Here is a 25,924-nt window from a genome sequence, read left to right as displayed (position 1 = left end):
CATTACTCTTGATTAAATTGGTTGTTATTAACCGTGTTCATCACACGAAGCGCCGGATACAAGGCTGCAACCAACGCGGTTAATACAGCAAAGAAAGTATTTTCAACCAAAACCGAAATTTGCGGAACCAACGGCATACTCCAACCAAACGAGCGCCAGTGAATAATCTCAATTAGCATCCAAGAAAGTAGCTCACCTACCGGTGCGGCGATAATACCAACGCACAACCCCAGCACACCGGCTTGAATTAAGAGCAGGCACAGTACTTGAGAGCTGGTAAATCCAAGCGTTCTTAGGGTAATTAGTTCGCTTTTGCGCTCTAACATTAATGACGATAAAGCACTAAAGATAGAAATTAATGCCACAATTAAGACAAATATTTTTAATGCGTGGGTAATTAAAAAAGTACGATCGAAAACATTGAATGCAGTATCAATAATTTCACTGCCTATCACAATTTGTAAAGGTTCGTTTTTATAGCGTTCTTGTAATTGGCTTTTTAAATTTTCTAGCGCTTGGTCTTTGGATAAATGTTTGTCGGTATTCACAAACAGCCCCAGCGACTGAGGTTGTTGTTCTGGCCAATATTTTTGTAATAAATTCCAGTTAATTAACATTCGACCAGTTTGATTGCCGTAATCGGTATAAATACTGGCAACGGTAAGACTCTTAAGGCCAATGCTGGTTTTTACGGTAATAGTATCGTTTACGCGCAACGAAAACTTGTTAGAAAGCGTTTCGCTGATAAATACCTCGTCGTTTTTAAATCTTTCCCAAGCTGTTTGGCGACTTAGGTCATTATTATCATCGATAAATTGGTAACCTTGAAGTGCAGGCTCGGGTAAAATTGCACCAGTTATATTAACGACCGTGAAAAGGTTGTCGTGGGTTGCTGCTTCGGCATTAAAATCGCTGAATATAGAGAGATTATGAACGGTGGGGTTGTTTTTAATTGCAGTAATTATTTCGTTGTTAATAAAGGTTTCTTCATTGTGTGCCTCGTCAAAACCACGTACATAAATATCTGCACTTACTCGTTCACTTAACCAATCGCCAACGGCTTCTCTGAAACTGCCAATCATAATGCTCATGCCGTTCGCGCTGGCAATGGCAATCATTAACGCCATTGCAGCTACCGAGGTTTTCGCTAAATTTCTCTGAGTATCGCCAACGGCCATAGAAAACAAAAGTTTATAGGAGTTGCGAAATACCGGTTTTAGCTGTTGAATAAAAAATAACAAAAAGCCAACACAGGTGGGTGTTAAAAAGGCTAAGCCGAGCAGTACACTGAATACAGAGAAAAACCCACCGTAGATACCGGTTGATTCCAGTTGTGCGAATACGACTCCCGCAACGATAAGTATCGCCGATGAAATTATTCCAAAGGCCTGTGATGTGAATATTGGGTTTATAATCGATACTTTGGTTACTGGCGATTGTTTGGTGTTTATTCCGTTAATGCTGTTGTAAATTTTAACGGCCGGCATAACCACTGCCGCAAGTGAAGCGCCAATTCCTAATATAAAACCCTTGAAAATAGGCGTTTTAAATAAAAATAATTGTGCGGCAGTAGTGGAATAATATAAATCGTTGATGGTTTGGTTGGACAGTGAGACTAAAAAACCGGCCAGTTTGATGGCTAAAAATACCCCGGCGCTGGATGCAACTATCGAGATTAGCGCGACTTCAAATAAAATTAACTGCAATATTTCGCGCGGAAGTACGCCAATAGCGTGCAAACGTTTAAACAATGGCAGTTGCTTTTCGACGAAATAATTGACGGTGCTATACACCAGAAAAATTCCAACCAGTAAACTTAGTAAGCTCATCGCTTGTAAATTAAGTTGGAATGATTGTGTTAATTTCAGTGATTGCTGTTCCAGCGACGTGGTGCGCTGTAGATAATAACCCGGTGGTAGTTGTTGCTGAATAATAGGTTCATATTTATGCCAAAGGTGTTGAGCAATATTGATGTCTATCCTTGAGAAAGTAGTTCGATTGGTGAGCTTTTGGGCGGTATCAATATCACAAATAATAAAGTTATCTAAATAACCATCTGTATCTGGAAATATTCCCACAACGGTTAGGGGATCTGATGAGCTTTGCAGAAATAGGCGATCGTTTAATTTAAGGTGGTATTTTTGCGCAAAACTCAAACTGATAAAAACCGAGTTCTCTTGTAGCATCAGTTGATTGATGTTTATAGACACGTCAATATCTTGATTCGCGTCGGTTTCATTCGCTCTCGAACCTTCAGAGCTTTGCTCGTTTGAAGTAAAATTCAAGCGATCAATAAATGTTTCTGCTATTGGATCAACGCCAAAAATACGCACTTTATAAGAGATTACATTCTCATTGGTGTGTGTTATTGGGAGTTTTTTGTGGTCGAGCTCTATTCCTACAAATTTACCATCGCCTTCAATTATCGGCGCGGTTTTGATTTCGGGAATGTGTGGAAAAATGTTTTTTCGTAAATAAACATAGTCCTTGGGTGCAACACCGGTAGATGGTCCAACAATTCGATGGCTGACGTTAGCGTTTGTTGCACGAAAGGCGTTAATAAAACTTTGATTAGCGCTGGAGTTGGTAAGCTCTACTGCGATAACAACGCAGACGCCCAGCAAAATTCCAAGTATCGCCAAAAAAGTTTGTAAGCGGTTTTGCCATAAAAACCTGAACTGCGCGCGTATTAAAAGAGCCATATAATTTAGAGTGAGTTAACGATACGTTTATGAAGTTTTCCGCGTGACAATTCGTAAATACTGTTGGCGCGAGCTGCAATTTCTTCGCTGTGGGTAACAACAATCAAGGTAGAGGTTTCGTTGACTGAGTTGAATAGTAAATCGGCTACTTGATTACCGGTATCGACATCAAGGCTGCCAGTTGGCTCGTCGGCTAGGATGATTTGCGGTTGATGGGATATCGCTCGAAGAATGGCGACACGTTGTTGTTCACCTCCGGATAATTGATTGGGAAAACGTTTTCGTAACGAGCTCAGTCCCAGTTCGGAAATGTATTGTTCAACTTGTAGTCGGTTTGTTTCTTTTTTGCCTAACAATTCCAGCGGCAGAAAAATATTTTCTTCCACGGTAAGTGTTGGTACCAAATTGAAGAACTGAAATACATAACCTAAATGATTTCGTCGAACGAGCGTTTTTTGTTTGTTATTCAGTTCATGGAGTTTATGGCCGTAAAAATGAACCTCTCCTTCGTCGGCATCAACAATACCGGCCAAAATATTCAACAGAGTGCTTTTGCCACTACCGCTGCGGCCTAGTATGGCAATGGTTTCGTTTGGATGGGCTTCAAAATCAATGGCATTTAGAATCTGAGCACGTTGATTTTTTTGAGTGTTGTCATCAATGGTTTTTGAAACCTTAGAGGCAATTAAAAGAGGCGAGGAGTTAGTGATCATAACAATGGACGGTCATAAAAATGTACGTTATACGAATAAAATACTCGAAAATTATGTCGATAAATGGGGTTTAATCCTTCAAAAATAGTACGTGTTGTTCATAAGAAACTCTGATTAAATCACAGCGGAGTTAAACACAGGCTTGCACAGTTAATTAGCCGTAAAACCCTAAATAAAATGTTGATACTTCTCTTTTTTACACGCTATTTCACATCTTTAAAGGGCGGGATGTAAAGATTAGGTTAATTTCGTTTTCGGTAAATTCTAATATTGATAATCTTTGTGTTCGCCTGTGTATTTAATTGATTCATCAACATTTAGTGTTACGTTTTTTTTAATTTGATCAAAGCATGAATTAAGAACAGGTATAAAGTGCCTGAAGTTTTAGCGCTTTGTTAGCGCTAACGGAATAATCACGAAAAAATGACCAGTTTGTGATTTGATTTCGAGCTTACCTTTGTTCAGTATCTGATGTTTCTATCAACTTTGATTTTTGCATAAAAAAGCGCTTAATGTGTCGCGAATAGGATAAGGATTCGCAGGTACGTTCGTTTTGATGCTCTGGATTAAAGGAATTACAGGTCTAGTTTGTTCAGCAAAGCGCCGATAAGTCGTCAATGGTAAAGCTTGTCGAAATCGTCCAGAAATAATGACCATAAATTGGAAAGGAAGATCATTATGGGAACAGTTCATAACTCTGTTAAGTCAGCGGGTATTGCCGTCACTCTGGCAATATTTCTGACGGCTTTGTTTTCGAGCTTTTTTAACATTGCTTACGCCAAGGAGACACATTTGACGATTGCTGATAATGCTGAATCGATTAAACCACTGCAAGTGGGTGATAAGGCACCAAAATTCACGGTGAAAGATACCGACGGTGAACAGGTTATATTTGATCCAAACCAACTCGACTCACCCACACTCATCGTTGTCTATCGTGGTGGTTGGTGCCCGTACTGTAATGTGCAGTTACAAGATTTACGCAAAGTTTTACCGGAGATCCGCGAAAAGGGCGTGAATGTTATGTTCCTAAGTGGTGATCGCCCTGAAATTCTGTATTCCGGTTTGAAAGAGCAAACTCAAGAAGAGATTGATGGCCTAGATTACAAAATTTATTCCGATGCCGATATGGAAGCGTCTAGTGCTTTGGGAATTGCGTTTAATTCGTCGGGCTTTGGTATGACTTTATTGAAGCTAAAACCATCGACGAGCGGCTCGTCGCTTAGAAAGCACAATGCACTACCAGTGCCTGCTGTGTTTGTTATCAATAAAGACGGTGAAGTGACCTATTCGTTTGTCGATCCAAACTTTAAAGTGCGTTTACCTGCTGAAGATGTGCTGGCGGCTGTAGATACGGCGCTCTAAGCCTCAGTGAATATCCACTTCTCTATGAATATCCATTTTTCTAAAAAAGCCAAGGAGTGTACCTTGGCTTTTTTGCTTGAAAACCGCAATTAATTTCAACGGGTCTTGCAGTAACAACTCCAGTTATACCAGCCCAAATATCAGTCCAGTAATAGCTGTCCGGTAATAAGAGTATGACAACAGAAGGGTCGCTCTAACTGTGTTAACCAGAAGTTCCGGCCCTTTGCCTTAGGCTCGTAATAATGCCTTCGCAAGGCGCTCTGAGAGCTGCTCTTCGGTAAATTGTGGCTCGTTTGGCGGATACAAAGAGTCTTCGTCGAATTGATAGCCGTATTCATTCGCTAGTGCGAACATTTCTTTCATTTTTTGACAATTTTTTAGCTTCTCTGCAAGCCCTTCATCAGAACGAGCGTTTTCTGAGAAAGCGGCAATTTGTGCTACAGACATGATCATTCTCTCCTAATAATGTTTCATCACTTCTACGACGGTATCTACCCCATAAATGCGGTATTTTCGTTGTTAGGTTTTTGCCTTTAGGCAAAACTGTGGCCGAGTTTGATGGTATTCAATTTAATAAGAGGGCATAGATAATGTTGATAAAAATCAACTAATTAGCTGTGAGTTTCAATGCTCTGCGCTGTAGCGCCATCAAATTGTATGTCTGTAATCCAACAATGTTTTTTGTCTTTGCAATAATCGTAACAAAATTGTGGTTATGGTCTGGCGGTTATCTAATAAAGAAATTTGGAATAAGTTGAGTTTTATTGAGGTTATCTCAGTAATTCAGACTTTTTGTATCAAAAAAACTGTGTAAGTAGAAAGTAAATCACGTTGTAAATATTTGGCTCGAAAGTTGTTGTTGATAATAGTTATTATTTCGTGTTCTTTGAAAGTAAAAAATAACCTTTTCGCTTTCTCGTAAACTTAATAACAACATAAGAGCAAAATAATCATGAGAGAATATTACCAGCAACTAAAATCTGTGAATGAACTGCTTTTGGCAGAATCTTGGGAAGATGCCGAAGTGTTATTGATTAATCTTTGCCAAGAATTGGAGAAGTACTTTCATCACTGGCACGGCGATGATTTGTGGATCACAACGACAATAGATGTGTACTTTAAGCTGGGCGATGTTTTTTGGGCTGAAGGTCGCCCCTTAGACGCTTTGGCTATTGGTGAGAAGATTCACAATATGGTGCTTTCTGATTTGAATAAACCCATTTATTCCAGATCAAAGCTGATTGCGTTGGTTGCTGCCAGCGAGAAAACGCAATCTTATCTATTAGATTGTAAGCGTCGAATAGTAAATGACCACAGAGGTTACCTTCGACGTGCGTAAATTTAATCGACAGCGTTTATTTTTAGTTTGCGGCGAATAATTTGTCTAAGCTTTCCTGACGTGCATCAAGTTTTTAAGTAGATCTGTCGGTTACTCTTTGGTCGTGCGGTAGCGAAATACCGACACTTAAAAATTACAATAATCAAATATATCCAGGAGTAGTACCGTGTCTGTTGAACATCATGACTTAGTCCATGAATTACCCGAATACAAGGATCAAATTCATCAACTTAAAATGCACGACAATCACTTTAAAAGGTTGTTTGATGAGTATCACGATCTGACTAAAACCATCGAAAATATTGAAAATGAGGTTGAACCTTCTACCACAGCGCATGAAGAATCCTTGAAGGTAAAAAGGTTAGCTCTAAAAGACGAATTAGTGGCAATTATTAATACCTCAAAATAATAAAAACACAGCGCAAAATACAGGTGATTTATGAGGTTCAAAGAAACCCGACTGATCCTAGAAAAAAAACTGTTACAACTGGATAAACGAGTTTCAAAAATTGAAGCTGATTTATCTACGTTGAAATCGGCTGACTCTGAAGAGCAAGCTCAAGAGCGAGAAAACGACGAGGTACTTGAGCGTATTTATTCTGAGTCTGTGGATGAAATTCGTAAAATCAATTTAGCACTTGAGCGAATTGATGAAGGTACTTACGGTTTTTGCCAGAGATGCGGTAAATCAATTGATCCAAGGCGATTAGCCGCGCTACCTTATGCGACGCTCTGTATTGCTTGCGCACCGCCATAAAATGCGTGGTGTATAATGCCTGTGATGCATAAGACGTGTAATGCGAATTCGATTTTTTAGTTGTGCATTTCCCTTCCTAAACTCATTTTACATTAAATGTTTTTACGGAAGGGGCATGACTTGTGCGCGAATTTATCGAGCTATGAGCAGGGTTGTGATTATTATTTTTACAGATGCAGCTGAGTATACAAATGCTGTTGCTATTTAGGGAAAGAATAGCTGCTGTTTAAGTAAAGAGTAACAGTACAAAAAAGTCTTTGTAGATATTACGAGATACCCGATGGTGTCAGGTAATATCTAACAGCAAAATACTCAATCTTCTAAAGTCAGTTCCAGTCCGAGCTCATCGGTAATGATGCTGAGTTTATTGACAAGTTCTTCCATATCGGTTGATTTCGGGACCGATATTTCTGCATTCGCTTCAAATAGGGCCTCACCTGTCCACGGTGCGCTGGTGCATCGGCTTTCCAAATTCAGTAAATTAATGGAACGTTGTGCAAGCGCTTGCGCGATTTCTTTGATAATTCCGGTTCGATCGGGACCTAATACGCTGAGCTTTGCGGTTTTTCCGGTACTTGGTAGAGTAGGTGATGACCAACTCAATTGATAGTGAATACCTTTGGCGGTAAGTGCTTGCAGATCCGATTCTAACTGCGCGCGCAGGTTAGACTCCAAGGTGATGCTCAATATTCCGGCAAATTTACCGTGCAGATGTTGCAATTGGCTTTCTGTCCAGTTGCCATTATTTCTCTCAATGATATTGGCAATAAATTCTACGATTCCCGGTTTATCGTCGGTTAGAACCGTCATTACGGCATGATCATGCATGGCCTAGTATCCCGTTGTTAGTGTCTTTTATAGGAGACTCTAATTAACCTAGAGGTTCCTGTAGTGATATCACCGATCACGAAAATTGTTTTTGTGCCCAAAGTGTAGCATTCTTCCGGCTACCAATGCATACACCAGAGCTTATTTATGATCATCCCTTTTGACAAGTTACCTAAAGATATATTGATTAATTTGGTGGAAGAGTTTGTAACCCGTGAGGGCACCGATTATGGTGATTACACCACTGAATTGAACGATAAGGTAGAGCAAGTTATTGCGCAATTAAAAAACAAAAAAGCCTTTGTTGTTTACGATACGTATTCGGAATCCACCAGTATTGTTTCTGCCGATGATCTTTCTGAAGATCTAGAATAAAACTTGTTAGAATCTCTGATTAACGCATCGATGATTTAATCAGAGTTCAGAAATTGATAACGTGATTTTCAATTTTTACACAATTTCAATCGCTCACCGTTCTTCAATTTAGCGACGTATTCTGTGTCGCTAGAAACTCTAAGCTAATCAGAGTTTCCTACTCTTAAGTTGAGGTGAAGTTGGATTGTTAAATTAAATCTTTTGCCCACAGATAATTTACCGGTAATTATGAATTCTTTTTTAATCAATGTTGATAAACCCCATAACGCTTTATTGGGAGTAGTTTTTGCGCACGGCTCAGGTATTGGTATGGACCATTGGTTTATGAATTCTATTTCAGCAAGTTTGGTTGACTTGGGAATTGCAGTTGCTCGATTTGAATTTCCCTACCGTCAATTGATTCGAGAAACAGGTATTAAAAGGCCGCCAAATACTATGCCCGTATTAATTGAAAGTTTTCAATCTGCACTTAAACTCGCCAGAGAATTACATTCAGAAATTAACTGGCACCTTGCTGGCAAGTCTTTAGGTGCACGAGTCGCTGTGAATTCATCCGCTAATCATGAAGATTTAAAGGTAATTTGTTTAGGGTATCCTTTTCATCCGGTTGGCAAGCCTGAAAAATTAAGAATTGATCTGCTTAATTCTGTACATAACCCGATTCTCATTTTGCAAGGTACTCGTGATCCGTTTGGCCGATATGACGAGGTTCAAAATTACGCTTTAAATTCAAATGTGATTATCAGTTGGTTGGAAGATGGTGATCACGATTTCACGACTAAAAAATCAAGTCGAGTTCAGTTCGACGAACACTGTTTAGAGGCTGCAAAAACAATCAAAGAATTTTTGTTGATGTAAATGTTTTGTCAAAAGTACTTTTTGAGTTATTTGTGTGACGTCATTAAATAATGCAAGGTGTATGCAAGCGTTATTTGTCTTAGGTTTTCAGTGTATTTGTGGCAGTTTGATTTCAATTCTTTCTAAAATCAACTCCAGCGTATCAACCCAGTATTCGATGATTTCTTTGATTTTCTGGCGCTGAGTGTTGGCGTCAGGTGTTGATAACAGTCGTTCACCAACCAGAGTAAGCTCGGCGATAACCTCTATAATTGTCTCTATGTCTATTTCTAGGGTTAGGTCTCTTTGTTCGACAAAAAGGGAATCGTGGGTATTTTTTTCTAAATATTGTTGCAGCTTGAAGGCCGTTTTAATTGCGTTGGTATTTAAAAGGTCTTTTGTTGCATTTAAGCGATCAATATTAATTCGGGTTAATATTGGACCGTTTGTTAAATAGCTAGCTAATTTAAACATATACAACTACCTGTAATACAAAAACTCGCCATGCGCTACCGAGTTATATCGGGATAGAAATTATTATAGGAAGCTCCGTTTTCCAGAGTTGCGTGCGACCTATACATCGTTAATTTCAATAAAAAAATCATTGAAATTATGAATCGCTGAAAAACGCTTTGTTAATTTCTCGCTTCTGATTACATCAAGGATTAACCAGTCAGAAGTTTCTATAGAGTTTTGAAATATATAATGAGTCTAGCACTGAGAATGTTTTCCGTTTCTTTATAATGAAAAAAAGCAATGAAACGACAAAGTTTCTATGGTTTTCGCGGCTTGATAATGAAAGTTTTTTTAAGATAGGATAAACGTTACGATTTTTAAAATGTTTGAGTGTCAGCTAATGAGTGACAAAGTGGATGAATCAGGTCATTACGACCACCAATTAGATACCGTTGGATTGTTGTGTCCCGAGCCTGTAATGATGTTGCACCAACGGATTCGTGATGCAGCTGTTAACGAAGTGATTAAGGTTGTTGCTACCGATCCATCAACGCAGAGAGATATTCCCAATTTTTGTCATTTTTTAGGTCATGAGTTGTTGAAATCTGAGCAAGAAGAGAATTTGTTTTGTTACTGGATACGGAAAAATTAATAGCCGTTAAAGGAACAGTGCAGGAACACAGTAATAGTGCAGGGACGGTGCATTGACGTAGATTTTAGATCTGCATCTTTTGAAAATGTAATCGCTGTAGTTTTTGAAAAGGTACTTTGAGATCAGAATCGAGAGATTCGGCAGTCTTATCACTCAAGAAGTTTTCGCCAACATTACGCCGACGCTAACATCTGCGCGATTAGCGGATAATGGCCAACAAAGAAACGAGAACGAATTTAGCAGAATCTACTAAATTCGTTCTTTTTAGTGTTTCATTGTTGTTCAACTAGAAGCGATATTGCCGCCATTGCTTCAGGATCTTGTGACTTAATCTTGTTAGCAATTTGATGTTGGAAGAAATATCGGAAGTTATCGCTTGCTTGAGCAGGATAAAGGCAGTCGTCACCCGGCAAAATTGGGGTATTAATGACCTTATCTTCGTCTGCAAGCATCGCCAGAATAGTTCCGTCGTGCAATAACTGCCAGCTAATAACTTGGGTCAGTGTCAGACTCTGAAAACCATTGTCAGAGAGCACAGCGTGGGTGCCAATCGTATCTGGTATCTCTTGAACGACGGTATCAGGTTCGTCACATTCCAGTTCGTAGTACTCGGCAGCGGTTTCCAGTTCAACGATTTTATGGATGGGAGCGTCGTAAAACACCTCATCTATACCTGGGTCGTAATAACCTTCCCAGGTGCCGTTGAGCGGATCGCAGATTTCGTTACAGGGCACGATATCATTAAGCCAAGGCACTAATGCGACAACTTCTCCATTAGCACGCAATCCCCAAGCAAGGATTTGCAAGCTGTAGAGCATGTCACCGCTGGTTTCATTGGAGTATAAGATTTCTAAGCCGTCTAATTCTGGAGCAAGCCGAATGAAACGGTCGTCGTGAAGTTGGGAAAAACTTTTCCCGCTAAAGAGATCGACCACATTATCCATGTTGCGGCCCTTATTCGAGGTCTTCATAATACACCTCCATGCAATGGCCTATTGGTCTGAAGAGACGTTAGGCAGGATGGAAATTTTGGCACCACCACTACATAAGGTATATGGTGTTTTTAAAAAGCACAACACTTTGCACGAAAAAAACTGAATTTTGTGTTTGTGCTCTAGTTCAGAGACACCGTGTTTGCGCTAATTATCCCCAGTAAAATGTTCGTACCAGTTGCTGCTACCTAAATAAACAGCGACTCAGTATTTACGCCAGAAAGGCATATTTGTATCAAAGATATTATGTTATCCATGCATTCAAACTCCTTTACCATTGAAAATTCGACAGTTGCAAACACCTATGTAGAGGGTCACCATGCCACCGACCTCGTACAGATATTCAACGAGTGTTTTCAAGATTCCTTCAATACTGTTTTAGTCGCCGGTGGTGAAGAGCCAATTTACTTACCTCGCAGCGAGCAATTTACCCACAACCGAATTATTTTTACTCAGGATTATTTTGCCAGTGCTTTGCACGAAATTGCACATTGGTGTGTGGCTGGTAGCGAACGTAGAAAATTGGTCGATTTTGGTTATTGGTACAATCCAGACGGTAGAACTCAGCTGCAACAAGCTGAGTTTGAACGGGTGGAAATAAAACCGCAATCTTTGGAATGGATTTTTAGTCAGGCGTGTGGTTTTAAGTTTCGAATCAGCGCAGACAATCTGAGTGCTGGCATTGGCGCTAGCGAAGTTTTTCGCCGAAATATCGTCGATCAAACACAATGGTATTTATCTGAAGGCTTGCCCAAGAGGGCCGATATTTTTTCCAAGGCGTTGTCTGGCTATTATCATCAAGCCGATTTTGCATTGGTAGACCGTTATTCTTTCGAGACGCTTCTCGTGTAAGTTTGTTTTGTATAAGACCATTTTGTGCGGACTTGACCAAACCGTCGTATTAACAATTTGATTATTGACCTAGTGGTTTGGATTATTTTTTTACAGAAGTTTCTTTTTTTAAAAGGCGGTTTTTAAGCCTATTTTATAACGGTTTTTAGACATTACTTTGTTTATTTACAAACCGCTCTGCATAACCCAAAGGTTCGTGCCGTACATGGATGTTTCGCTAATGTCAGCAACGGTAAGTGATTGAAATTGTGAAGAAATTGGAAATCGCCTTTTCAATTTTTGTGTCCTGATTAAATCATGGTGGCGTTAATCAGAGATTCTTATCGGTATTTTTTCCCATTCTATTCAGTAATTTCAGTGATAGAATCCGTGACATGTTGATCACTGTTGTCGGCGCATAATTTAGCGTCGATAGTGCATTATTTGGGGAATCAGTGGCGCGCTGTGAAAATATTAGCTGACGAAAATATTCCAATGGCAAGAGAGGTGTTTGGTTCTCTTGGCGAACTCGTATTAAAACCGGGTAGAACCATTAGCGCACAAGATTTATTAGATGTTGATGCATTAATTGTGCGTTCGGTTACACGTGTGAATGAATCATTGTTGCGCAATTCCTCGGTCAGTTTTGTCGGCACCTGCACCATAGGTATTGATCATTTAGATCTCGATTATTTTCAAAATACTCACATCCAATGGGCGAGCGCGCCGGGTTGTAACGCAACCTCTGTCGTCGAATATGTTCTCTCGGCGTTGTCTGCGCTATCACTTCACGGCAAATATTTACGAGAAAAAACTGTGGCAATTGTTGGCTGTGGTAATGTTGGCTCCGAATTGCTGTCGGCGTTAACTCGATTAAACGTTAAGTGTTGTGTGTATGACCCTTTTTTAAGCGAGCATCAGTGTTTAGATTTGGTTGAACTTAACGAAGCTCTGGCCTGCGACATTATTTGTTTACATACACCATTAACTTTTAATGGTGACCATCCCACATTTCATATGATTGGTGAGCGCGAAATTTCTGCGCTGGCACCTGGCACTGTGTTAATTAACGCCGGGCGAGGAGGGGTAATTAATAATTCCGCCTTGCGACAACGCCTTGAAGATCAAAACGATTTAACCGTGGTGTTGGATGTTTGGGAATCGGAGCCGGATATTGATTTACCGTTAATGGATTTAGTCACAATTGCGACACCGCACATTGCGGGTTACAGCTATGATGGCAAGGTGAAAGGTACTTACCAAGTTTATCAGGCGCTGTGCGAGCATTTGGCGCGCTTAAATGCTGAAGCACAACACAAAACGATTGATCTGTATTCTCTGTTGCCGGCACTCAATGTGCCTGTTTTGCATTGGTCGGGCAATCGCATAAAAGAAGATGCGTTTGCGTACATTCGTCAAAGTTATGATGTTTTAGCGGATGATAAGCACTTTCGTTTATTGATGCATAACTCGGCACAACCGGGTATTGAATTTGATGTGATGCGCAAAAAATACGCAGTGAGACGTGAGTTTGGAAATTATTTCATTCCGGCTCAAGTTAATGGTGAGATGAAGGAGTTACTGCTTAATCTTGGTTTTATGGATTTGCACTGATCCATAATAAGAGCAAAAGCAAAGTAAGGCTTGCCATTTATGCATGAGCAATCCAATTTTTGTTTGCTTTATCTAACCGTCGAGACGTTTATTTATATTCTTTAAGAAAACGTTAAGAGTTTTAAGAACGGCTTTTTAGGCAGTTTATTTTTTATCATTGCCCAGCGATTAGGGTAGTGGCCTTCCGCTTCAAATTGATTAATACAATTTAAAACAACTTGATCGGTAATTCCTACGGATTCGCCCTGAGAGTTGATTAAATACCCAAAAGGTTTTTGAACATCCCGTTTTTGTTTCGAATGGAGCATTTTGAGCGCGGTGTTTTTTAACGCGTTATTGTTGATAAATACAATCATTTTGCTCGATCCCTCTATTTGGTATCCGGTGATATTGCCAGAGAAAGCTTGCACTTTTATTGTACAGTGACGATTTATTCGTGCGTGGCCATCGTTTAGTTTTATTAACTTTCTTCTAGCTATGTGTTCCGACGGTCTATAAATATCCCTCTGGTAAATCTTCGCAGTCGCTTGTGTTTGAATTATTTACCCAAATTTGCAACGTTGTTTTCAGAGCACTGCCTATTCTTCTTATATTTTTGCATAAAAAACAACCTTTCCAATTGATGTCGGGTTGTATTAACTAACCATCGCACATCTTACGCGATTAAAAAATGCCCCTTTCGTTGTACAATTGTCAATTTTTAGGGAAAAGCGCTTGTCTCCGATACTTGACCTCATCGTACAGAGATTTAATCAACTGAATACTTGGGAGAAACGGCAATCTGTGCGGATCTTCCACGGCCGCGGTGGTACCTACGCTGGATTTGAACACCTGACCATCGATTGGCATCCAAGGTTGTTGATTATCTCAGCATACAAGCCTTTAGATTTTGACTTGCCTTCTATAGATGAAATCAATGTTCTGGCCGATGAGCTTTCGATAGACACGGTTTTTTATCATCGACGCTATTTAACTGAGCAAGCTTGGCAATGCGTTCGTGGCGATGCCGATGCCGATTTTTATGCAGTTCGCGATCAGCAGCGTTTCGAGTTAAGTGTTGGTCGCCAGCAGAATGTAGGCTTTTTTCTGGATATAGAGCCTGGTCGTCATTGGCTTGAAGAACACGGAAAATCGAAACGCATACTCAATTTATTCGCTTTTACGTGTGCTTTTTCGGTGGTAGGAGTCGGAGTAGGTGCGGCAAAAGTTGTTAACGTGGATATGAGTCGGCAATCTCTGAATCGAGGTCGAGCCAATCATCATTTAAATAACCAAGACACCTACAATGTTGAGTTTATGCAGGAAGATATTCTTAAGTCGTGGGGGCGTATTCGAAAACGCGGCCCGTTCGACGTTATTATCTTCGATCCACCGTCTTTCCAAAAAGGCAGCTTTGTTGCACAAAGAGATTACCGCAAATTGATTCGTCGAATTCCCGAATTAGCCGCCGAACAATGTGAGGTGCTTGCGTGTTTAAACTCACCGGAGCTTGATGCGTCTTTTTTGACCGATTTATTTTCAGAAATCTTGCCACAGGCTGAACTCGTTGAGCGCCTTCCTGCGAATCCGTATTTTCCAGAAAAAGACCCAAATCAGGCACTAAAGCTGTATCACTATCGATTCGTTAATGATCAATCTATCGATAGTGATCCTACTTAGCCATTAGCCTCTGTAGCGATAGGATTGAGCGAAAACTTCGGTAACGGCTCGTTCGATCGCATTAGAAGAACCGGTACGCAACTGTTGTCGCAGATTATGAATGTGGTTAGCGGATGACTGAGGGCCGTCTAGGTCAAGGTCGGTTGGGCTGCTGAGTGCTGCCGATATAGGTATGGTTCTTGGGCTCGACAGCAACATAAAGCCCAAGTGCGTGAGTTGCGCCAGATCGAGCGCCTCTTGGCGAATATTGGTTTGATATTGAATGTATCCAGACTCCGCAAGCCATACCATCGTTGCGAAGCATGACGAATGCCTGGGGCTTGGTAACCCAAACTCGTCGGGTTCGTCCGCCCCGGCAATGTCGTCGACGTAGAGTTGGATTTTGCGCGGAAAGTTGCGATACAAGGTCACAAATATCGACGCGCAATCTTTGTAAAAATCTGCAATATGTATATCGGCCATAGCGCTAGATTAGCCTTAGATGGTCAACTTCTGGAGTTATTTTTGATAACGATCCAGAAAAACGGCTAAACGGTCAAGTGCATGATCAAGTTCGTCCAAGCGCGGTAAAAACACGATTCTAAAGTGATCTTTATTTGGCCAATTGAATGCGCTGCCTTCCACCAACAAAATCTTTTCTTCCAGCAAAAAGTCCAAAACAAACTGTCGGTCGGACGCGATCTTGTGAACATCAAGGTTTAATTTAGGGAACAGATAGATTGCGCCTTTGGGTTCTACACAACTAACGCCCGGAATGTCGTTAACCTTGCGGTGAGCCAGTGTTTTTTGCTCGTACAGACGCCCGCCGTTAATAACCAACTCATTAATGCTTTGGTAGCCACCGAGTGCGGTCTGTACCGCGAGCATAGCCGGAACGTTCGCGCACAGACGCATGGACGAGAGCATCTCAAGGCCTTCTATGTAGCTTTTTGCGGCCTTTTTGGCGCCGGATATCACCATCCAGCCCGATCTAAAACCAGCCAAGCGATAAGATTTAGAGAGACCATTAAAGCTGATGCACAGCACGTCGGTTGCAATGCTGCCCATGGGAACAAACTCGGCTCCGTCGTACAAAATTTTGCTGTAAATTTCATCGGCAAAGATGATCAAATTATTGGTCCGAGCAATCTCAACAATCTCATTGAGCAGCTCTTTAGAATAAACCGCTCCGGTTGGGTTGTTGGGGTTGATAACCACAATTGCTTTGGTGGTTGGAGTGATTTTTGAGCGAATATCGTCGAGGTCGGGATACCAATCGGATTGCTCATCACAGAGGTAGTGCCGTGCTTTACCACCGGCGAGGCTCACGGCTGCGGTCCAGATAGGATAATCAGGAGCAGGCACCAGTACTTCGTCGCCGTTGTTCACAAGCGCTTGCATGGCAATCATGATCAATTCACTGACGCCATTGCCCAGAATGATATCGCCGACTTCAACACCGGGTATTTTCAGTGTTTGGCATTCGTGCATGATGGCTTTACGCGCTGCAAATAACCCTTTTGAGTGGGTATAACCTTGGGCATCTCTTAAATTACTGATGACGTCATGGATGATTTCGTCCGGTGCGTCAAAGCCAAATGGCGCAGGGTTACCAATGTTGAGCTTTAAAATTTTGTGGCCTTCTTCTTCCATGCGATTGGCGTGGTCGAGTACTGGGCCTCGAATGTCGTAACATACACCGTGTAATTTATGGGACTTCTCGATCGGTTTCATAGGCGCGGCTGTGCAAACAAGGTTAAATTTAAGGCGACGTATTTCGCTAAGAACATAATACAAATCACGTTGAACAAATGTTTTGCTCAAGCTTTTTCACAGATAACTAAATAAGATACTGTGAATTAATTGGCTAAACCGTTCTGATAGTTACTGCTTGCTGAACAAATGCTTCGATGCTTAATCGAAGGCAAGAATATTTAGTATCAATTCCAATAAGAACAGAAAAGGCGCGAGATTATGGCAGAGAAAACCCCAAAAAATGAAGAAGCAGAAGCTGCCTGGAAAGATAAATTATCGGCAGAAGAATATCGTATTTGCCGCCAGTGCGGCACAGAGCCAGCTTTTAGCGGTAAATATTGGGATACCAAAACCGATGGTATCTACCACTGCAAGTGCTGTAACGAACCGCTTTTCGACTCGCAAACCAAATACGATTCCGGCAGTGGTTGGCCGAGTTTTTATGCGCCAATTTCCAAAGATGTAATCGTTGAAGAGTTTGATACCAGCTTTGGTATGCGTAGAGTTGAAATACTCTGTGGCAAATGCCAAAGCCATTTGGGCCACGTATTTCCCGATGGGCCAGAACCTACAGGTTTGCGCTATTGTGTTAATTCGGCTTCGCTTGAGTTGGTGGAAGGTCGTGAAGAGTAGCGTGCAAATTCAAAGCTCTTGGGTTTCAAACAGATGTGACTGGGGGTGTTGGTGAGAGCCTTTTCCGACATTTTAGAGACAGCGGTGCTGCACAAGGGTAGTTTGGCGAAGATTGAGGCTTCGCTGCCGAAACCTGCCAGCGCTAAGACTCTTTCCTCTCAGAGTAACGCGTTTTATCTATCGAACATGTCTCGTCGTGTCTTTCAAGCGGGATTAAAGCACAGTATGGTCAACGATCGCTGGCCCGCCTTTGAAAAAGCACTGCGTCAGTTTGATCCTATGGAATGCGCCATGCTCAGCGATTCGGACATCGACGATCTTATGTCGAATCAAGAGTTGATTCGACATTTGGGTAAGATGAAGTCGATTCGTTTAAATGCGGCAATGATCATCGATATTTCACGCCAATATGGCAGTTTCGGTCAGTTTCTCGCTCAACGGCCCGAAGACAATATTGTTGGTTTGTGGCTTGAGCTGAAAAAAATTGGTGCTCAGCTAGGCGGCATGTCTGGCAGTCGATTCTTAAGAATGGTCGGCAAAGATACGTTTTTACTTACCAACGATGTCGTTGCTGTTTTAAAAGCCGAAAATATTGTCGATAAGGTTCCGTCTTCTAAGCGTGACCTAAATGCAGTGCAACTGGCGTTTAACCAATGGCGTGAAGAAACCGGCCGGCCCTTGTGCGAGCTCAGTCGGATCATTTCCTATACGGTGCTAGCCGAGACTTTCTAACTCAGTCATAGATGGCTTTTTTCTTCCAGCCGTCATCTTCTGACTTAAATTGATCCCAATCGCCGCCCTGCGCTGTCGAATCCTCCTCCGGGATATCTGGCACGGCGGTGAGTTCTTCTAAGCGCTCGATTTGGTTGTTAATTTGATCAAGCTGAAACTTCTGATTCTTATCGGTGGATTCTTTCAGCATCAAATTTTTAGCAAGTGTGAAGTAATGCAGCGCCATTCTGGGTTTATTGGCTGTTTCAGCCGCGCGAGCGTGGCTGACATAGTTATCCACAGCAATATGTAACACGAGTTGCTTAATCTGGGCGGTGTAGGTATTGAACTCATTGTTCGATAACTTGTTTCGCTGGTTTAAACGATGAATAAACTTATTCAACTCGTTCAAATACACCTTAACTTCTTTGGCTTGTTTGGGTGACGAAAGCTTCACCCTTTTATGTTGTGGTGGTTTACGTTGCAGCTCCGATTGCTCACGGGTGTAGACTTCTAGTTCTTCACTGTATTTTTTTTCTTTGGGTGCTAGTTCGATTAGTTGATTAGTCGCGTCAATCAGTTGCTGATAAATGAGCAATTCGAGTTCTTTTGATAAAAACCCAGGTGGGAATGCTTTTGTCAAAATACAAAAGTTTTTAATTCTTTGTTCAAGAACTTGAATCATCCGCAGTTGTTGCTCGCGTTTCTTCGCTACGGTTTGAACCATAAATGCGTAACACAGCACCATAATTAGCACGATGATTATTCCAGCTGCGATATAAACGGATGTCATTCTGGTTAAAATCCCGTTGGGCTGTAAAAAATAGGTTTGACGGTTGCGCTGGTATTGGCGAACATAGATTCACCTGTAGTCGGCATTTTCGTTCATTTATTGAGTATAGTCGGTTACTTTTAATACGTTTCTTATATTCGCAAAGAGTTTTGCAACAAAAATGTTTTAAAGGTGTTGACAGTCGCCTTAGCTGTCCATAGAATTCGCCCCACTTCTGAACGAGGACATGTTTACAACCTTACATAGTTCGCTAAGGTACGGTTTTTAAACAAGTTTTTGTTCAAGGTCCTAAGTCCCCTTCGTCTAGAGGCCTAGGACACCGCCCTTTCACGGCGGTAACAGGGGTTCGACTCCCCTAGGGGACGCCATGCGGGAATAGCTCAGTTGGTAGAGCACAACCTTGCCAAGGTTGGGGTCGCGAGTTCGAGTCTCGTTTCCCGCTCCAAATAAACTCTCAATAGAGTTTATTTTGTAAATCAGATAATCCTGATTTATGTATTCTCAGAGGTAAATCCCGTCTATACGGATTTAAGCTGCTGAAATTTAAGTGGCTTGGTATTTATTTTTGTGAGTATAGACGCTTAAAGCTTCCGCTTTGATGTCGTCAAAAGTGACATTTCGTTTTTGCGAATTATGTCCCCTTCGTCTAGAGGCCTAGGACACCGCCCTTTCACGGCGGTAACAGGGGTTCGACTCCCCTAGGGGACGCCATTGCGGGAATAGCTCAGTTGGTAGAGCACAACCTTGCCAAGGTTGGGGTCGCGAGTTCGAGTCTCGTTTCCCGCTCCAGTTCTCCTTTCTACATCTGTTTTTGTTTGATCATTCGATGAATGATCGAGTGATTCGATAGATATCATCATAAAAAGATAATTTTACGAAACTCGTATATTTGTTATTGTCTAAGCACATCAACCACAGTGTTGTTGTAATTGAAGTTTGTTTCCATACCTTTAAAAATTCTGGCAATCAAAACCATGCGTTATCTAAGCTAGTGTTCATACCCTACAATCATATATCTTGAGGTTATGGGTTTTTTCACTGCAATAACTAAATGGTTTCTTTAAACTTCAAACATTCGGTAAATTCGAGCTTAACGCTGGTTTTTACTAATCATCGTATAAAACCCCGACACATTTAATTTCTGCGCTCTCATTTTCAGCAAATTTCAGAGAAGAGTTTTTATGACTGCTGCAATTTCAATCAGAAATTTGCAAAAGACTTACGCTAATGGTTTCACTGCGCTGAAAGGTATTGACCTAGAAGTGGAGCAGGGCGATTTCTTTGCATTGTTAGGTCCTAATGGGGCCGGTAAATCGACAACCATCGGTGTTATTAGCTCCTTGGTTAAAAAGACTCAGGGTGATGTCTCTATTTTGGGTTATGACATTGATAAAGATATGGCGCTTGCCAAAAAGTCTTTAGGTGTTGTACCGCAAGAGTTTAACTTTAATCACTTTGAGAAGGTTTTCGATATTGTCGTTAACCAGGCTGGTTATTACGGAATTAATCGTAAGGAGGCCGGTGAGGTCGCCGAGACTCATCTTAAACAGCTCGGTCTTTGGGATAAGCGTTCTACCCAAGCACGTTTCTTATCCGGCGGTATGAAACGTCGTTTAATGATTGCCCGAGCACTCGTGCATCAACCCAAGCTGTTGATTCTTGATGAACCAACCGCGGGCGTTGATATTGAATTACGTCGTTCAATGTGGACGTTCCTTCGCCAAATTAATAAACAAGGCACCACCATTATTTTGACGACCCATTATCTTGAAGAAGCCGAAAGCTTATGTCGCAACATTGCGATTATTGATCAAGGCTCGATCGTCGAAAATACCAGCATTAAAGCATTGCTTTCAAAATTGAATCGAGAAACCTTTATTTTTGATTCCAGTAAGCCTGTCGGCGATTTAACGCTGGCGAATTACGACGTGAAGGTTACCGATACTCAATCTTTTGAGATTGAATTAGAAAAAGGCCAGTCAATGAACGATGTTTTTACGGCCCTTAGTCAACAATCTGTAGAAGTCATCAGTATGCGTAACAAGGCTAATCGTCTTGAAGAGCTTTTTGTAAAACTGGTAGAAGCCAATAAAAAGAAAAAAGCTGCTGAACAAACAGGAGTAAGTGCGTGAATTTTTCTGAGCAGTGGATTGCCTTAACGACCATCTTTACTAAAGAAGTGCGTCGCTTTACACGAATTTGGATTCAAACGCTTTTGCCGCCGGTAATCACTATGTCTTTGTACTTTGTGATTTTTGGGGCGCTGATCGGTTCGCGGATTGGAGAGATGGACGGCTTTGATTATATGTCGTTCGTTGTTCCCGGCTTGATTATGATGTCGGTGATCACCAACAGTTATTCAAACGTGGTTAGTTCTTTTTACAGCGCTAAATTCCAGAACAGTATCGAAGAGCTGTTGGTTTCTCCTACGCCCAATTACATTATTTTGTTGGGGTTTGTTCTCGGTGGCGTAGCGAGAGGTCTATTAATTGGCCTGATCGTGTCTCTGGTATCGTTTTTCTTTATTGATCTGCATGTCCATAATTTAGCCGTTACCATCGCCATTGTGTTTTTAACCTCGGTATTGTTCTCTCTGGCGGGTCTAATTAACGCTGTTTTTGCCAATTCATTTGACGATATCAGTATTGTTCCTACCTTTGTTCTAACGCCTTTAACGTATCTGGGTGGTGTATTCTATTCCATCAGTTTGTTGTCGGAGTTTTGGCAGTCGGTATCTCAACTAAACCCAATTTTGTACATGGTGAATGCGTTCCGCTATGGCTTTTTGGGCATTTCTGATATTGATATTAGCTTCGCCTTTACCGGCGTTGTTCTGTTTATTGTTATCTTATTTATCTACGCCATGTATTTACTCAATAACGGTAAACGCTTACGCTCTTAGGTGTTGATATAGGTCACATTATTTATGTGACCTGGTTATTAAATTGATTTTTGACTCGAAGGTTTGGATTCAAGTTGAGCGATAAAAAAACAGTAAATAACGCACATGGCAGTTTATTGGGTAAAGAGACCAAGTACGTTTCTAAGTACGATAAATCGCTGTTGTTTCCCATTGCTCGTAAAACCGCACGCAGTACGCACTCACTAAACATGAATGTTGCTAAGTTGCAGGGGTTTGATCTTTGGACGGCTTGGGAGATTTCTTGGTTAAACCCCAAGGGATTGCCTCAAGTGGCGGTTGCAGAATTTCGTTTTCCTCTCAGTTGTGAATCAATTGTTGAATCCAAGTCCTTTAAGTTGTATTTGAATTCGTTTAACCAAACTCGCTTTGAAAGTATTCGAACCGTCAGAGAATGTATGCAGACGGATCTGAGTCTAGTTACGGGCGGTAGCGTTGATGTGCGTTTAATGACCCTTAAAGAAGCCGAAACCTACTTTCAAGCTTCTTCTGGGAGTTTGGCGCCATTTGATATTCCCTCGTTCTTAACCGCTGCACACCATCAAAACAAAGCCATTTGCCTTGATCAGCAAGATATTCAAATCTCTGGTAACCCCAGCGATAAATCTATTTTGACCTTAGATTTAAATCGCAAGGGAAGAATCAGCGAAGTTGTGTATTCAGATTTGCTCAAAACGAACTGTCCTGTAACTGGACAGCCAGATTGGGCGAGTTTGTGGATCTACTATAAAGGCGTTGCCATTTCCCATGAGAATCTGCTGCGTTACGTGGTAGGAATGCGTGAGCATCAGGATTTTCATGAGCAGTGTGTTGAGCGTATTTTCTACGATATCTCCGCACAATGTGGTCCCGAGCAATTATTGGTTTATGCGCGTTACACTCGCCGTGGCGGTTTGGATATTAATCCGTTGCGAACCAATATTCCCCTAGAGCAGCTTACGCTTAACACCGTGAAGTTGATTCGTCAGTAGCTTTTTAGCGTATGAAGGTCTTGGGTAAAGCTCTAAAATGATTGAGTCTTTCCCGTGAGTTTTACTGAAATAAAGCCGTAATTGCTACGGCTTTATTGGATTACTCGATCTTTAATGGTTTGCAACGCTTTTTCTAGATCGTAAATAACCTTTTCTTTCTCAAAGTTACGCACTTTTTCTAGATCTAAATGCATGGAAAAACCTTCGGCGTTAGATTCCATATAGGTTTGATGTGCGCCGAGGTTCTTACGGAAGTCCACGACCTCGTAAACCTCAATGGGATAGCTAAAGCCTTTGGCCTCGATCATGCCTTTGTTGGTACACATGATGGTGTCTTTAACCAAAGCCCAAGACTCATGCGACAACAAAATCTCGCCGGGATCGGCGGCAGACTCCAAGCGACTCGCCAAGTTAACGTGTGTACCGAGAGCGGTGTAATCGAGGTGATGGGCGCGAGTACCAAAGGTACCTACCGTACAGTAGCCGGTGTTAATGCCCATACGGATTTGCAATTTCTTCTTAATGCCTTGGCTAAACCAATGATTCTGTAAAACACGCATACGTTTTTTCATGGCAATCGCCATGGATACACAGCGAATGCAGTCGGTTTTTACGCCTTTGGATTCATGATCACCGAAAATCACCATAATTCCATCACCCATAAACTTATCAACCGTGCCGCCAAAATGGGCAATGATTTTGGTCATTTCGGTCAAATATAAGTTGAGCAGTGTTGAAAGCGTTTCTGCTTCCAGTTCTTCAGAAAGCGACGTAAACCCTTGGATATCCGAAAAGAACACCGTTAAGCGTTTGCGTTCGGTCTGCAGGCGGTTTTCGTTATCGGTACTGATGGCGCTGTAAACCGCTGGTGAAATGTATCGAGATAGTAAAAAGCCTTTGGCCTTTTCTTTTTCGGTAACTTCGGTTAGCTCTGCGATTCGTTTACTGGCAGAGCGAAGCTTAGAATTTAAGTACAAACCATAAAGTACAATGTAAACACTAACGCCAATAAGAGTGGTTGCGCTGATTTGAACACTGGAACTAAGCACCCAAACGGGTGTGTACAAAAATCCGCCGGTGCCAGCGCCAATAAAAAAGGCTGCGTTATCTTCAAGCCATTTTCGGCTGCCACCTTGTAACGCTGCATTAAATTGAATAATGGTGGCAAATAAGACTGTTGGTAAAATTTGAAAATCAACAAGGCACAAACAGGCGCCAATTAGAGCTGCATCTACCCAACCAAAATAGCGTTCGAGTTTTTCTTTTCGTTCATCGGAATGCTTTTTTTCAGAAAGAAAACGCGTAAGCGCCAAGTAACACAGGGTAAGAATAGAAAGGGCGATTGAAGTTATATCAAATTCTGGCCAGCTTCTGTAAGAAACAAGAGAACCAACCACTGAAAACGCAATTAACGAGCGGAAGTAAAAATATCGTTGCGGACTTGCCCAAAAGTCACTGTACTGGATTTTTTCTCTCGTCATGAACGTTGCACTGCGAATACTTGTTGAATTATAAATTAACGAGCGAAAGATCAAACATAATCACATTTAATAAAGTAAGGATCAAACAAAAAGTTTTGTTCTGTTCTTTTTATTAGGTTTCGAGACATAGCGTTTGAAATAACGTGGTGGAATATACAACTTCAAGAATTCATCTGTCTATTGTTAGTCATTACGGCTTTGGTAGTTGATCATAAACTGTCATCGAGTTGCATTTGAGCTAGTAATTGATCAATTTCCGCCTGCTGCTGTTTTAGGCGTTTTTTTAGTGCAACATTTTCGTTCATAAGTTGCTGTGTAGTTTTGTTATCTGGCTGCGTTTTCCGCTGGCTTTTACTGGTATTAAGCTCTTTTTCTAGGCGAATCACTTCATTTTCGAGGGCATTAATATGCACATGTGATTCATTCATAAAAGCATCGAACGACGCTAAATGTTGTTGATACTGCTGTTTTTGATCACTCGAAGACACTTCTGCTGATTGCTTCTGAAGCGATTTTTTAAACAAATTGGCAGATTGCTTCCAATTCTTTAGCGTGTCTTGAAAATGCTCAGATTGAGCAGAGTCAGAATTGCGCTCCAGCTGCTTCAACAGATCTTTGTACTGCATAAGTTCTGAACAGATTTCACCGTGGGTTTTGTCTTCAGAGCCTTTCAAAATAGAATCAATTTCTTGCGTTAAACTCTTTATGCCGCTTGCACGAGAGGCTGCTTGCTCTGTTGACTTGGGCTCTTGTTCAAACATTCGAACAATAGTATTCAGGCTTGAATAAAGTTTTCTCCAGTTGGTACGATTATCTTCGATGGCATCCATTTCTGTTTGCAGAATTTGTGCTCGAAACGCAACTGCTTGCGCCTCTGGCTGATCGGATGATTTCAACGCATCTTCAACTGAAGGCGCGCTAGAAATCTTAGCGAGATGCCCAAGACTAATTTGTAACTGCTGGCCTACCTGTTTTTGGTACAACTGCTTGTCATTTGAGCTATGAGTAGGGTTTTCCTTGATCTCATTCAGTTCGTCGGTAAGTCCTTGAATCGTTAGCATCAACTTTTGAACAAGCTTTCTCAGACCTTTGATATTAAAGAGCAAAAACACCGACAGCAGAATCAGTACAGCGTAAATTTCCAAGGTGCCAATCACGATCCATTTGGATATCTGCATGTCTTTTTCAACTTTTGGTTAGGGGGTCGATATTTAAATATAAGAAGCCACGTTACTAAGTATTGTCAAAGAACAGAAATGTATCCATGTTGCCTGTTATCTTTACAGTGCGTAAATCAATACAGAAAGAATAAGCATTGATTCTAACTTAGTGTTTGCGTATAGTTCGCCCTCCCAAAATTAGCGCTTCTGCTTATTCCAAGATGCCAATTTTGAAGGTGAGGTGTCCGAGTGGCCGAAGGAGCACGCCTGGAAAGTGTGTATGTCGTAAGGCATCGAGGGTTCGAATCCCTCCCTCACCGCCATCGAATGTTGAAAAACCCTACAATGTTAGGGGTTTTTTTTATGCCTGAACATATCCGCCAAAGCTAGCGCGGTGAGAG

At 41.4% G+C, this 25,924-nt stretch carries 27 protein-coding genes and 5 tRNA genes; 20 read left to right on the top strand and 12 right to left on the bottom strand.

Annotated elements, in window-relative coordinates; all coding sequences use genetic code 11:
* Positions 1-2 precede the first annotated feature (2 nt).
* Entirely contained in the window at positions 3-2,642 is a 2,640-nt protein-coding gene (locus tag ACYQ2C_RS02545) for an ABC transporter permease (protein WP_460099501.1), read from the bottom strand.
* Positions 2,643-2,707: 65 nt separating this feature from the next.
* Positions 2,708-3,415 (bottom strand): ABC transporter ATP-binding protein, encoded by a 708-nt coding sequence (locus tag ACYQ2C_RS02540; protein WP_460099503.1) that lies wholly within the window; start codon positions 3,413-3,415, stop codon positions 2,708-2,710.
* A gap of 678 nt (positions 3,416-4,093) precedes the next feature.
* Here ACYQ2C_RS02540 and ACYQ2C_RS02535 point away from each other — a divergent pair.
* Complete coding sequence (locus ACYQ2C_RS02535; protein WP_460099506.1) at positions 4,094-4,780, top strand: peroxiredoxin-like family protein; 687 nt, start codon at positions 4,094-4,096, stop codon at positions 4,778-4,780.
* Positions 4,781-5,008: 228 nt separating this feature from the next.
* On the opposite strand, the gene ACYQ2C_RS02530 is transcribed toward ACYQ2C_RS02535, so the two are convergent.
* Positions 5,009-5,227, bottom strand: coding sequence for a Nif11-like leader peptide family natural product precursor (locus tag ACYQ2C_RS02530; protein ID WP_460048826.1), 219 nt, complete (start codon positions 5,225-5,227; stop codon positions 5,009-5,011).
* Between the two features lie 505 nt (positions 5,228-5,732).
* Here ACYQ2C_RS02530 and ACYQ2C_RS02525 point away from each other — a divergent pair.
* From ACYQ2C_RS02525 to ACYQ2C_RS02515, 3 genes are all read left to right on the top strand, one after another.
* Positions 5,733-6,119, top strand: a complete 387-nt coding sequence (locus ACYQ2C_RS02525) for a hypothetical protein (RefSeq protein ID WP_460048824.1) — start codon at positions 5,733-5,735, stop codon at positions 6,117-6,119.
* Between the two features lie 166 nt (positions 6,120-6,285).
* Positions 6,286-6,528, top strand: coding sequence for a YdcH family protein (locus ACYQ2C_RS02520; protein WP_460048823.1), 243 nt, complete (start codon positions 6,286-6,288; stop codon positions 6,526-6,528).
* 30 nt (positions 6,529-6,558) lie between these two features.
* Positions 6,559-6,876, top strand: coding sequence for a TraR/DksA family transcriptional regulator (locus ACYQ2C_RS02515; protein ID WP_460048822.1), 318 nt, complete (start codon positions 6,559-6,561; stop codon positions 6,874-6,876).
* A 312-nt stretch (positions 6,877-7,188) separates the two neighbouring features.
* Here the strand turns inward: ACYQ2C_RS02515 and ACYQ2C_RS02510 are convergent, their stop codons facing one another.
* On the bottom strand, positions 7,189-7,704 hold the full coding sequence (locus ACYQ2C_RS02510; protein WP_460099511.1) for a glycine cleavage system transcriptional repressor: 516 nt from the start codon (positions 7,702-7,704) through the stop codon (positions 7,189-7,191).
* Positions 7,705-7,851: 147 nt separating this feature from the next.
* On the opposite strand from ACYQ2C_RS02510, the gene ACYQ2C_RS02505 reads away from it, so the two are divergent.
* Positions 7,852-8,079, top strand: a complete 228-nt coding sequence (locus tag ACYQ2C_RS02505) for a YheU family protein (protein WP_460048818.1) — start codon at positions 7,852-7,854, stop codon at positions 8,077-8,079.
* A 228-nt stretch (positions 8,080-8,307) separates the two neighbouring features.
* Positions 8,308-8,937: an alpha/beta family hydrolase gene (locus tag ACYQ2C_RS02500; RefSeq protein ID WP_460099514.1), complete on the top strand. Its 630-nt coding sequence runs from the start codon at positions 8,308-8,310 to the stop codon at positions 8,935-8,937.
* A gap of 87 nt (positions 8,938-9,024) precedes the next feature.
* Here the strand turns inward: ACYQ2C_RS02500 and ACYQ2C_RS02495 are convergent, their stop codons facing one another.
* Positions 9,025-9,390, bottom strand: coding sequence for a hypothetical protein (locus tag ACYQ2C_RS02495; protein WP_460048815.1), 366 nt, complete (start codon positions 9,388-9,390; stop codon positions 9,025-9,027).
* 382 nt (positions 9,391-9,772) lie between these two features.
* Here ACYQ2C_RS02495 and tusA point away from each other — a divergent pair, with 382 nt between their 5' ends.
* A complete protein-coding gene (gene tusA / locus ACYQ2C_RS02490) occupies positions 9,773-10,024 on the top strand; it encodes a sulfurtransferase TusA (RefSeq protein WP_460048813.1) in 252 nt (83 codons plus the stop codon).
* Positions 10,025-10,296: 272 nt separating this feature from the next.
* Here the strand turns inward: tusA and ACYQ2C_RS02485 are convergent, their stop codons facing one another.
* Positions 10,297-10,995, bottom strand: coding sequence for a hypothetical protein (locus ACYQ2C_RS02485; RefSeq protein WP_460048812.1), 699 nt, complete (start codon positions 10,993-10,995; stop codon positions 10,297-10,299).
* Between the two features lie 276 nt (positions 10,996-11,271).
* Between ACYQ2C_RS02485 and ACYQ2C_RS02480 the strand changes: the two genes are divergently transcribed.
* Both ACYQ2C_RS02480 and ACYQ2C_RS02475 read left to right on the top strand, forming a co-directional pair.
* The gene (locus tag ACYQ2C_RS02480) at positions 11,272-11,868 is read left to right on the top strand and encodes an elongation factor P hydroxylase (RefSeq protein WP_460099518.1); all 597 of its coding nucleotides are present in this window, start codon (positions 11,272-11,274) and stop codon (positions 11,866-11,868) included.
* A gap of 444 nt (positions 11,869-12,312) precedes the next feature.
* Complete coding sequence (locus ACYQ2C_RS02475; RefSeq protein ID WP_460099520.1) at positions 12,313-13,461, top strand: 4-phosphoerythronate dehydrogenase; 1,149 nt, start codon at positions 12,313-12,315, stop codon at positions 13,459-13,461.
* 101 nt (positions 13,462-13,562) lie between these two features.
* Here ACYQ2C_RS02475 and ACYQ2C_RS02470 read toward each other — a convergent pair whose 3' ends face one another.
* The gene (locus ACYQ2C_RS02470; protein ID WP_460048807.1) at positions 13,563-13,817 is read right to left on the bottom strand and encodes a hypothetical protein; all 255 of its coding nucleotides are present in this window, start codon (positions 13,815-13,817) and stop codon (positions 13,563-13,565) included.
* Between the two features lie 358 nt (positions 13,818-14,175).
* On the opposite strand from ACYQ2C_RS02470, the gene ACYQ2C_RS02465 reads away from it, so the two are divergent.
* A complete protein-coding gene (locus ACYQ2C_RS02465) occupies positions 14,176-15,120 on the top strand; it encodes a class I SAM-dependent methyltransferase (protein ID WP_460099523.1) in 945 nt (314 codons plus the stop codon).
* Between the two features lie 3 nt (positions 15,121-15,123).
* Here the strand turns inward: ACYQ2C_RS02465 and ACYQ2C_RS02460 are convergent, their stop codons facing one another.
* Positions 15,124-15,582, bottom strand: a complete 459-nt coding sequence (locus tag ACYQ2C_RS02460) for a hypothetical protein (protein WP_460048805.1) — start codon at positions 15,580-15,582, stop codon at positions 15,124-15,126.
* 36 nt (positions 15,583-15,618) lie between these two features.
* Positions 15,619-16,833 carry a pyridoxal phosphate-dependent aminotransferase gene (locus tag ACYQ2C_RS02455; RefSeq protein ID WP_460048803.1) on the bottom strand — a complete coding sequence of 405 codons (1,215 nt, stop codon included), beginning with the start codon at positions 16,831-16,833 and terminating at the stop codon, positions 15,619-15,621.
* 240 nt (positions 16,834-17,073) lie between these two features.
* Between ACYQ2C_RS02455 and msrB the strand changes: the two genes are divergently transcribed.
* Both msrB and ACYQ2C_RS02445 read left to right on the top strand, forming a co-directional pair.
* Complete coding sequence (gene msrB, locus ACYQ2C_RS02450; RefSeq protein WP_460099527.1) at positions 17,074-17,487, top strand: peptide-methionine (R)-S-oxide reductase MsrB; 414 nt, start codon at positions 17,074-17,076, stop codon at positions 17,485-17,487.
* A 51-nt stretch (positions 17,488-17,538) separates the two neighbouring features.
* Entirely contained in the window at positions 17,539-18,219 is a 681-nt protein-coding gene (locus tag ACYQ2C_RS02445) for a DNA-3-methyladenine glycosylase I (RefSeq protein ID WP_460099530.1), read from the top strand.
* A 1-nt stretch (position 18,220) separates the two neighbouring features.
* Here the strand turns inward: ACYQ2C_RS02445 and ACYQ2C_RS02440 are convergent, their stop codons facing one another.
* A complete protein-coding gene (locus tag ACYQ2C_RS02440) occupies positions 18,221-18,991 on the bottom strand; it encodes a hypothetical protein (RefSeq protein WP_460048798.1) in 771 nt (256 codons plus the stop codon).
* 292 nt (positions 18,992-19,283) lie between these two features.
* On the opposite strand from ACYQ2C_RS02440, the gene ACYQ2C_RS02435 reads away from it, so the two are divergent.
* The 7 genes from ACYQ2C_RS02435 (at position 19,284) to queF (ending at position 22,882) form a co-directional block, all read left to right on the top strand.
* A tRNA-Glu gene (locus ACYQ2C_RS02435) sits at positions 19,284-19,359 on the top strand.
* Between the two features lies 1 nt (position 19,360).
* A tRNA-Gly gene (locus tag ACYQ2C_RS02430) sits at positions 19,361-19,436 on the top strand.
* A gap of 190 nt (positions 19,437-19,626) precedes the next feature.
* Positions 19,627-19,702: transfer RNA gene (locus ACYQ2C_RS02425), tRNA-Glu, on the top strand.
* 2 nt (positions 19,703-19,704) lie between these two features.
* A tRNA-Gly gene (locus tag ACYQ2C_RS02420) sits at positions 19,705-19,780 on the top strand.
* 392 nt (positions 19,781-20,172) lie between these two features.
* On the top strand, positions 20,173-21,123 hold the full coding sequence (locus ACYQ2C_RS02415; RefSeq protein WP_460048797.1) for an ABC transporter ATP-binding protein: 951 nt from the start codon (positions 20,173-20,175) through the stop codon (positions 21,121-21,123).
* Complete coding sequence (locus tag ACYQ2C_RS02410) at positions 21,120-21,893, top strand: ABC transporter permease (RefSeq protein ID WP_460048796.1); 774 nt, start codon at positions 21,120-21,122, stop codon at positions 21,891-21,893. Before ACYQ2C_RS02415 ends, ACYQ2C_RS02410 begins: the two co-directional genes overlap by 4 nt.
* Positions 21,894-21,967: 74 nt before the next feature.
* Positions 21,968-22,882 carry an NADPH-dependent 7-cyano-7-deazaguanine reductase QueF gene (queF, locus tag ACYQ2C_RS02405; RefSeq protein WP_460099534.1) on the top strand — a complete coding sequence of 305 codons (915 nt, stop codon included), beginning with the start codon at positions 21,968-21,970 and terminating at the stop codon, positions 22,880-22,882.
* A gap of 92 nt (positions 22,883-22,974) precedes the next feature.
* Here the strand turns inward: queF and ACYQ2C_RS02400 are convergent, their stop codons facing one another.
* Both ACYQ2C_RS02400 and ACYQ2C_RS02395 read right to left on the bottom strand, forming a co-directional pair.
* Positions 22,975-24,363, bottom strand: coding sequence for an adenylate/guanylate cyclase domain-containing protein (locus ACYQ2C_RS02400; RefSeq protein ID WP_460048793.1), 1,389 nt, complete (start codon positions 24,361-24,363; stop codon positions 22,975-22,977).
* A gap of 209 nt (positions 24,364-24,572) precedes the next feature.
* Complete coding sequence (locus ACYQ2C_RS02395; RefSeq protein ID WP_460099537.1) at positions 24,573-25,541, bottom strand: hypothetical protein; 969 nt, start codon at positions 25,539-25,541, stop codon at positions 24,573-24,575.
* A gap of 217 nt (positions 25,542-25,758) precedes the next feature.
* Here ACYQ2C_RS02395 and ACYQ2C_RS02390 point away from each other — a divergent pair.
* Positions 25,759-25,846, top strand: a tRNA-Ser gene (locus ACYQ2C_RS02390).
* The last annotated feature ends 78 nt before the right edge of the window (positions 25,847-25,924 follow it).

Source organism: Sessilibacter sp. MAH3 (assembly GCF_054658275.1).
Note: the sequence above shows the minus strand (reverse complement) of the source record. Positions and strands in the feature narration are given on the sequence as shown.

What these genes read in the sequence shown, in the direction of transcription:
- ACYQ2C_RS02415 (WP_460048797.1), top strand. Translation starts at nt 20,173, where the DNA reads ATGACTGCTGCAATTTCAATCAGAAATTTGCAAAAGACTTACGCTAAT.
- ACYQ2C_RS02540 (WP_460099503.1), bottom strand. Translation starts at nt 3,415, where the DNA reads ATGATCACTAACTCCTCGCCTCTTTTAATTGCCTCTAAGGTTTCAAAA.
- msrB (WP_460099527.1), top strand. Translation starts at nt 17,074, where the DNA reads ATGGCAGAGAAAACCCCAAAAAATGAAGAAGCAGAAGCTGCCTGGAAA.
- ACYQ2C_RS02530 (WP_460048826.1), bottom strand. Translation starts at nt 5,227, where the DNA reads ATGTCTGTAGCACAAATTGCCGCTTTCTCAGAAAACGCTCGTTCTGAT.
- ACYQ2C_RS02470 (WP_460048807.1), bottom strand. Translation starts at nt 13,817, where the DNA reads ATGATTGTATTTATCAACAATAACGCGTTAAAAAACACCGCGCTCAAA.
- ACYQ2C_RS02455 (WP_460048803.1), bottom strand. Translation starts at nt 16,833, where the DNA reads ATGAAACCGATCGAGAAGTCCCATAAATTACACGGTGTATGTTACGAC.
- ACYQ2C_RS02440 (WP_460048798.1), bottom strand. Translation starts at nt 18,991, where the DNA reads ATGACATCCGTTTATATCGCAGCTGGAATAATCATCGTGCTAATTATG.
- ACYQ2C_RS02500 (WP_460099514.1), top strand. Translation starts at nt 8,308, where the DNA reads ATGAATTCTTTTTTAATCAATGTTGATAAACCCCATAACGCTTTATTG.
- ACYQ2C_RS02510 (WP_460099511.1), bottom strand. Translation starts at nt 7,704, where the DNA reads ATGCATGATCATGCCGTAATGACGGTTCTAACCGACGATAAACCGGGA.
- ACYQ2C_RS02400 (WP_460048793.1), bottom strand. Translation starts at nt 24,363, where the DNA reads ATGACGAGAGAAAAAATCCAGTACAGTGACTTTTGGGCAAGTCCGCAA.
- ACYQ2C_RS02485 (WP_460048812.1), bottom strand. Translation starts at nt 10,995, where the DNA reads ATGAAGACCTCGAATAAGGGCCGCAACATGGATAATGTGGTCGATCTC.
- ACYQ2C_RS02515 (WP_460048822.1), top strand. Translation starts at nt 6,559, where the DNA reads ATGAGGTTCAAAGAAACCCGACTGATCCTAGAAAAAAAACTGTTACAA.
- ACYQ2C_RS02525 (WP_460048824.1), top strand. Translation starts at nt 5,733, where the DNA reads ATGAGAGAATATTACCAGCAACTAAAATCTGTGAATGAACTGCTTTTG.
- ACYQ2C_RS02395 (WP_460099537.1), bottom strand. Translation starts at nt 25,541, where the DNA reads ATGCAGATATCCAAATGGATCGTGATTGGCACCTTGGAAATTTACGCT.
- ACYQ2C_RS02480 (WP_460099518.1), top strand. Translation starts at nt 11,272, where the DNA reads ATGCATTCAAACTCCTTTACCATTGAAAATTCGACAGTTGCAAACACC.
- ACYQ2C_RS02460 (WP_460048805.1), bottom strand. Translation starts at nt 15,582, where the DNA reads ATGGCCGATATACATATTGCAGATTTTTACAAAGATTGCGCGTCGATA.
- tusA (WP_460048813.1), top strand. Translation starts at nt 9,773, where the DNA reads ATGAGTGACAAAGTGGATGAATCAGGTCATTACGACCACCAATTAGAT.
- ACYQ2C_RS02505 (WP_460048818.1), top strand. Translation starts at nt 7,852, where the DNA reads ATGATCATCCCTTTTGACAAGTTACCTAAAGATATATTGATTAATTTG.
- ACYQ2C_RS02535 (WP_460099506.1), top strand. Translation starts at nt 4,094, where the DNA reads ATGGGAACAGTTCATAACTCTGTTAAGTCAGCGGGTATTGCCGTCACT.
- ACYQ2C_RS02495 (WP_460048815.1), bottom strand. Translation starts at nt 9,390, where the DNA reads ATGTTTAAATTAGCTAGCTATTTAACAAACGGTCCAATATTAACCCGA.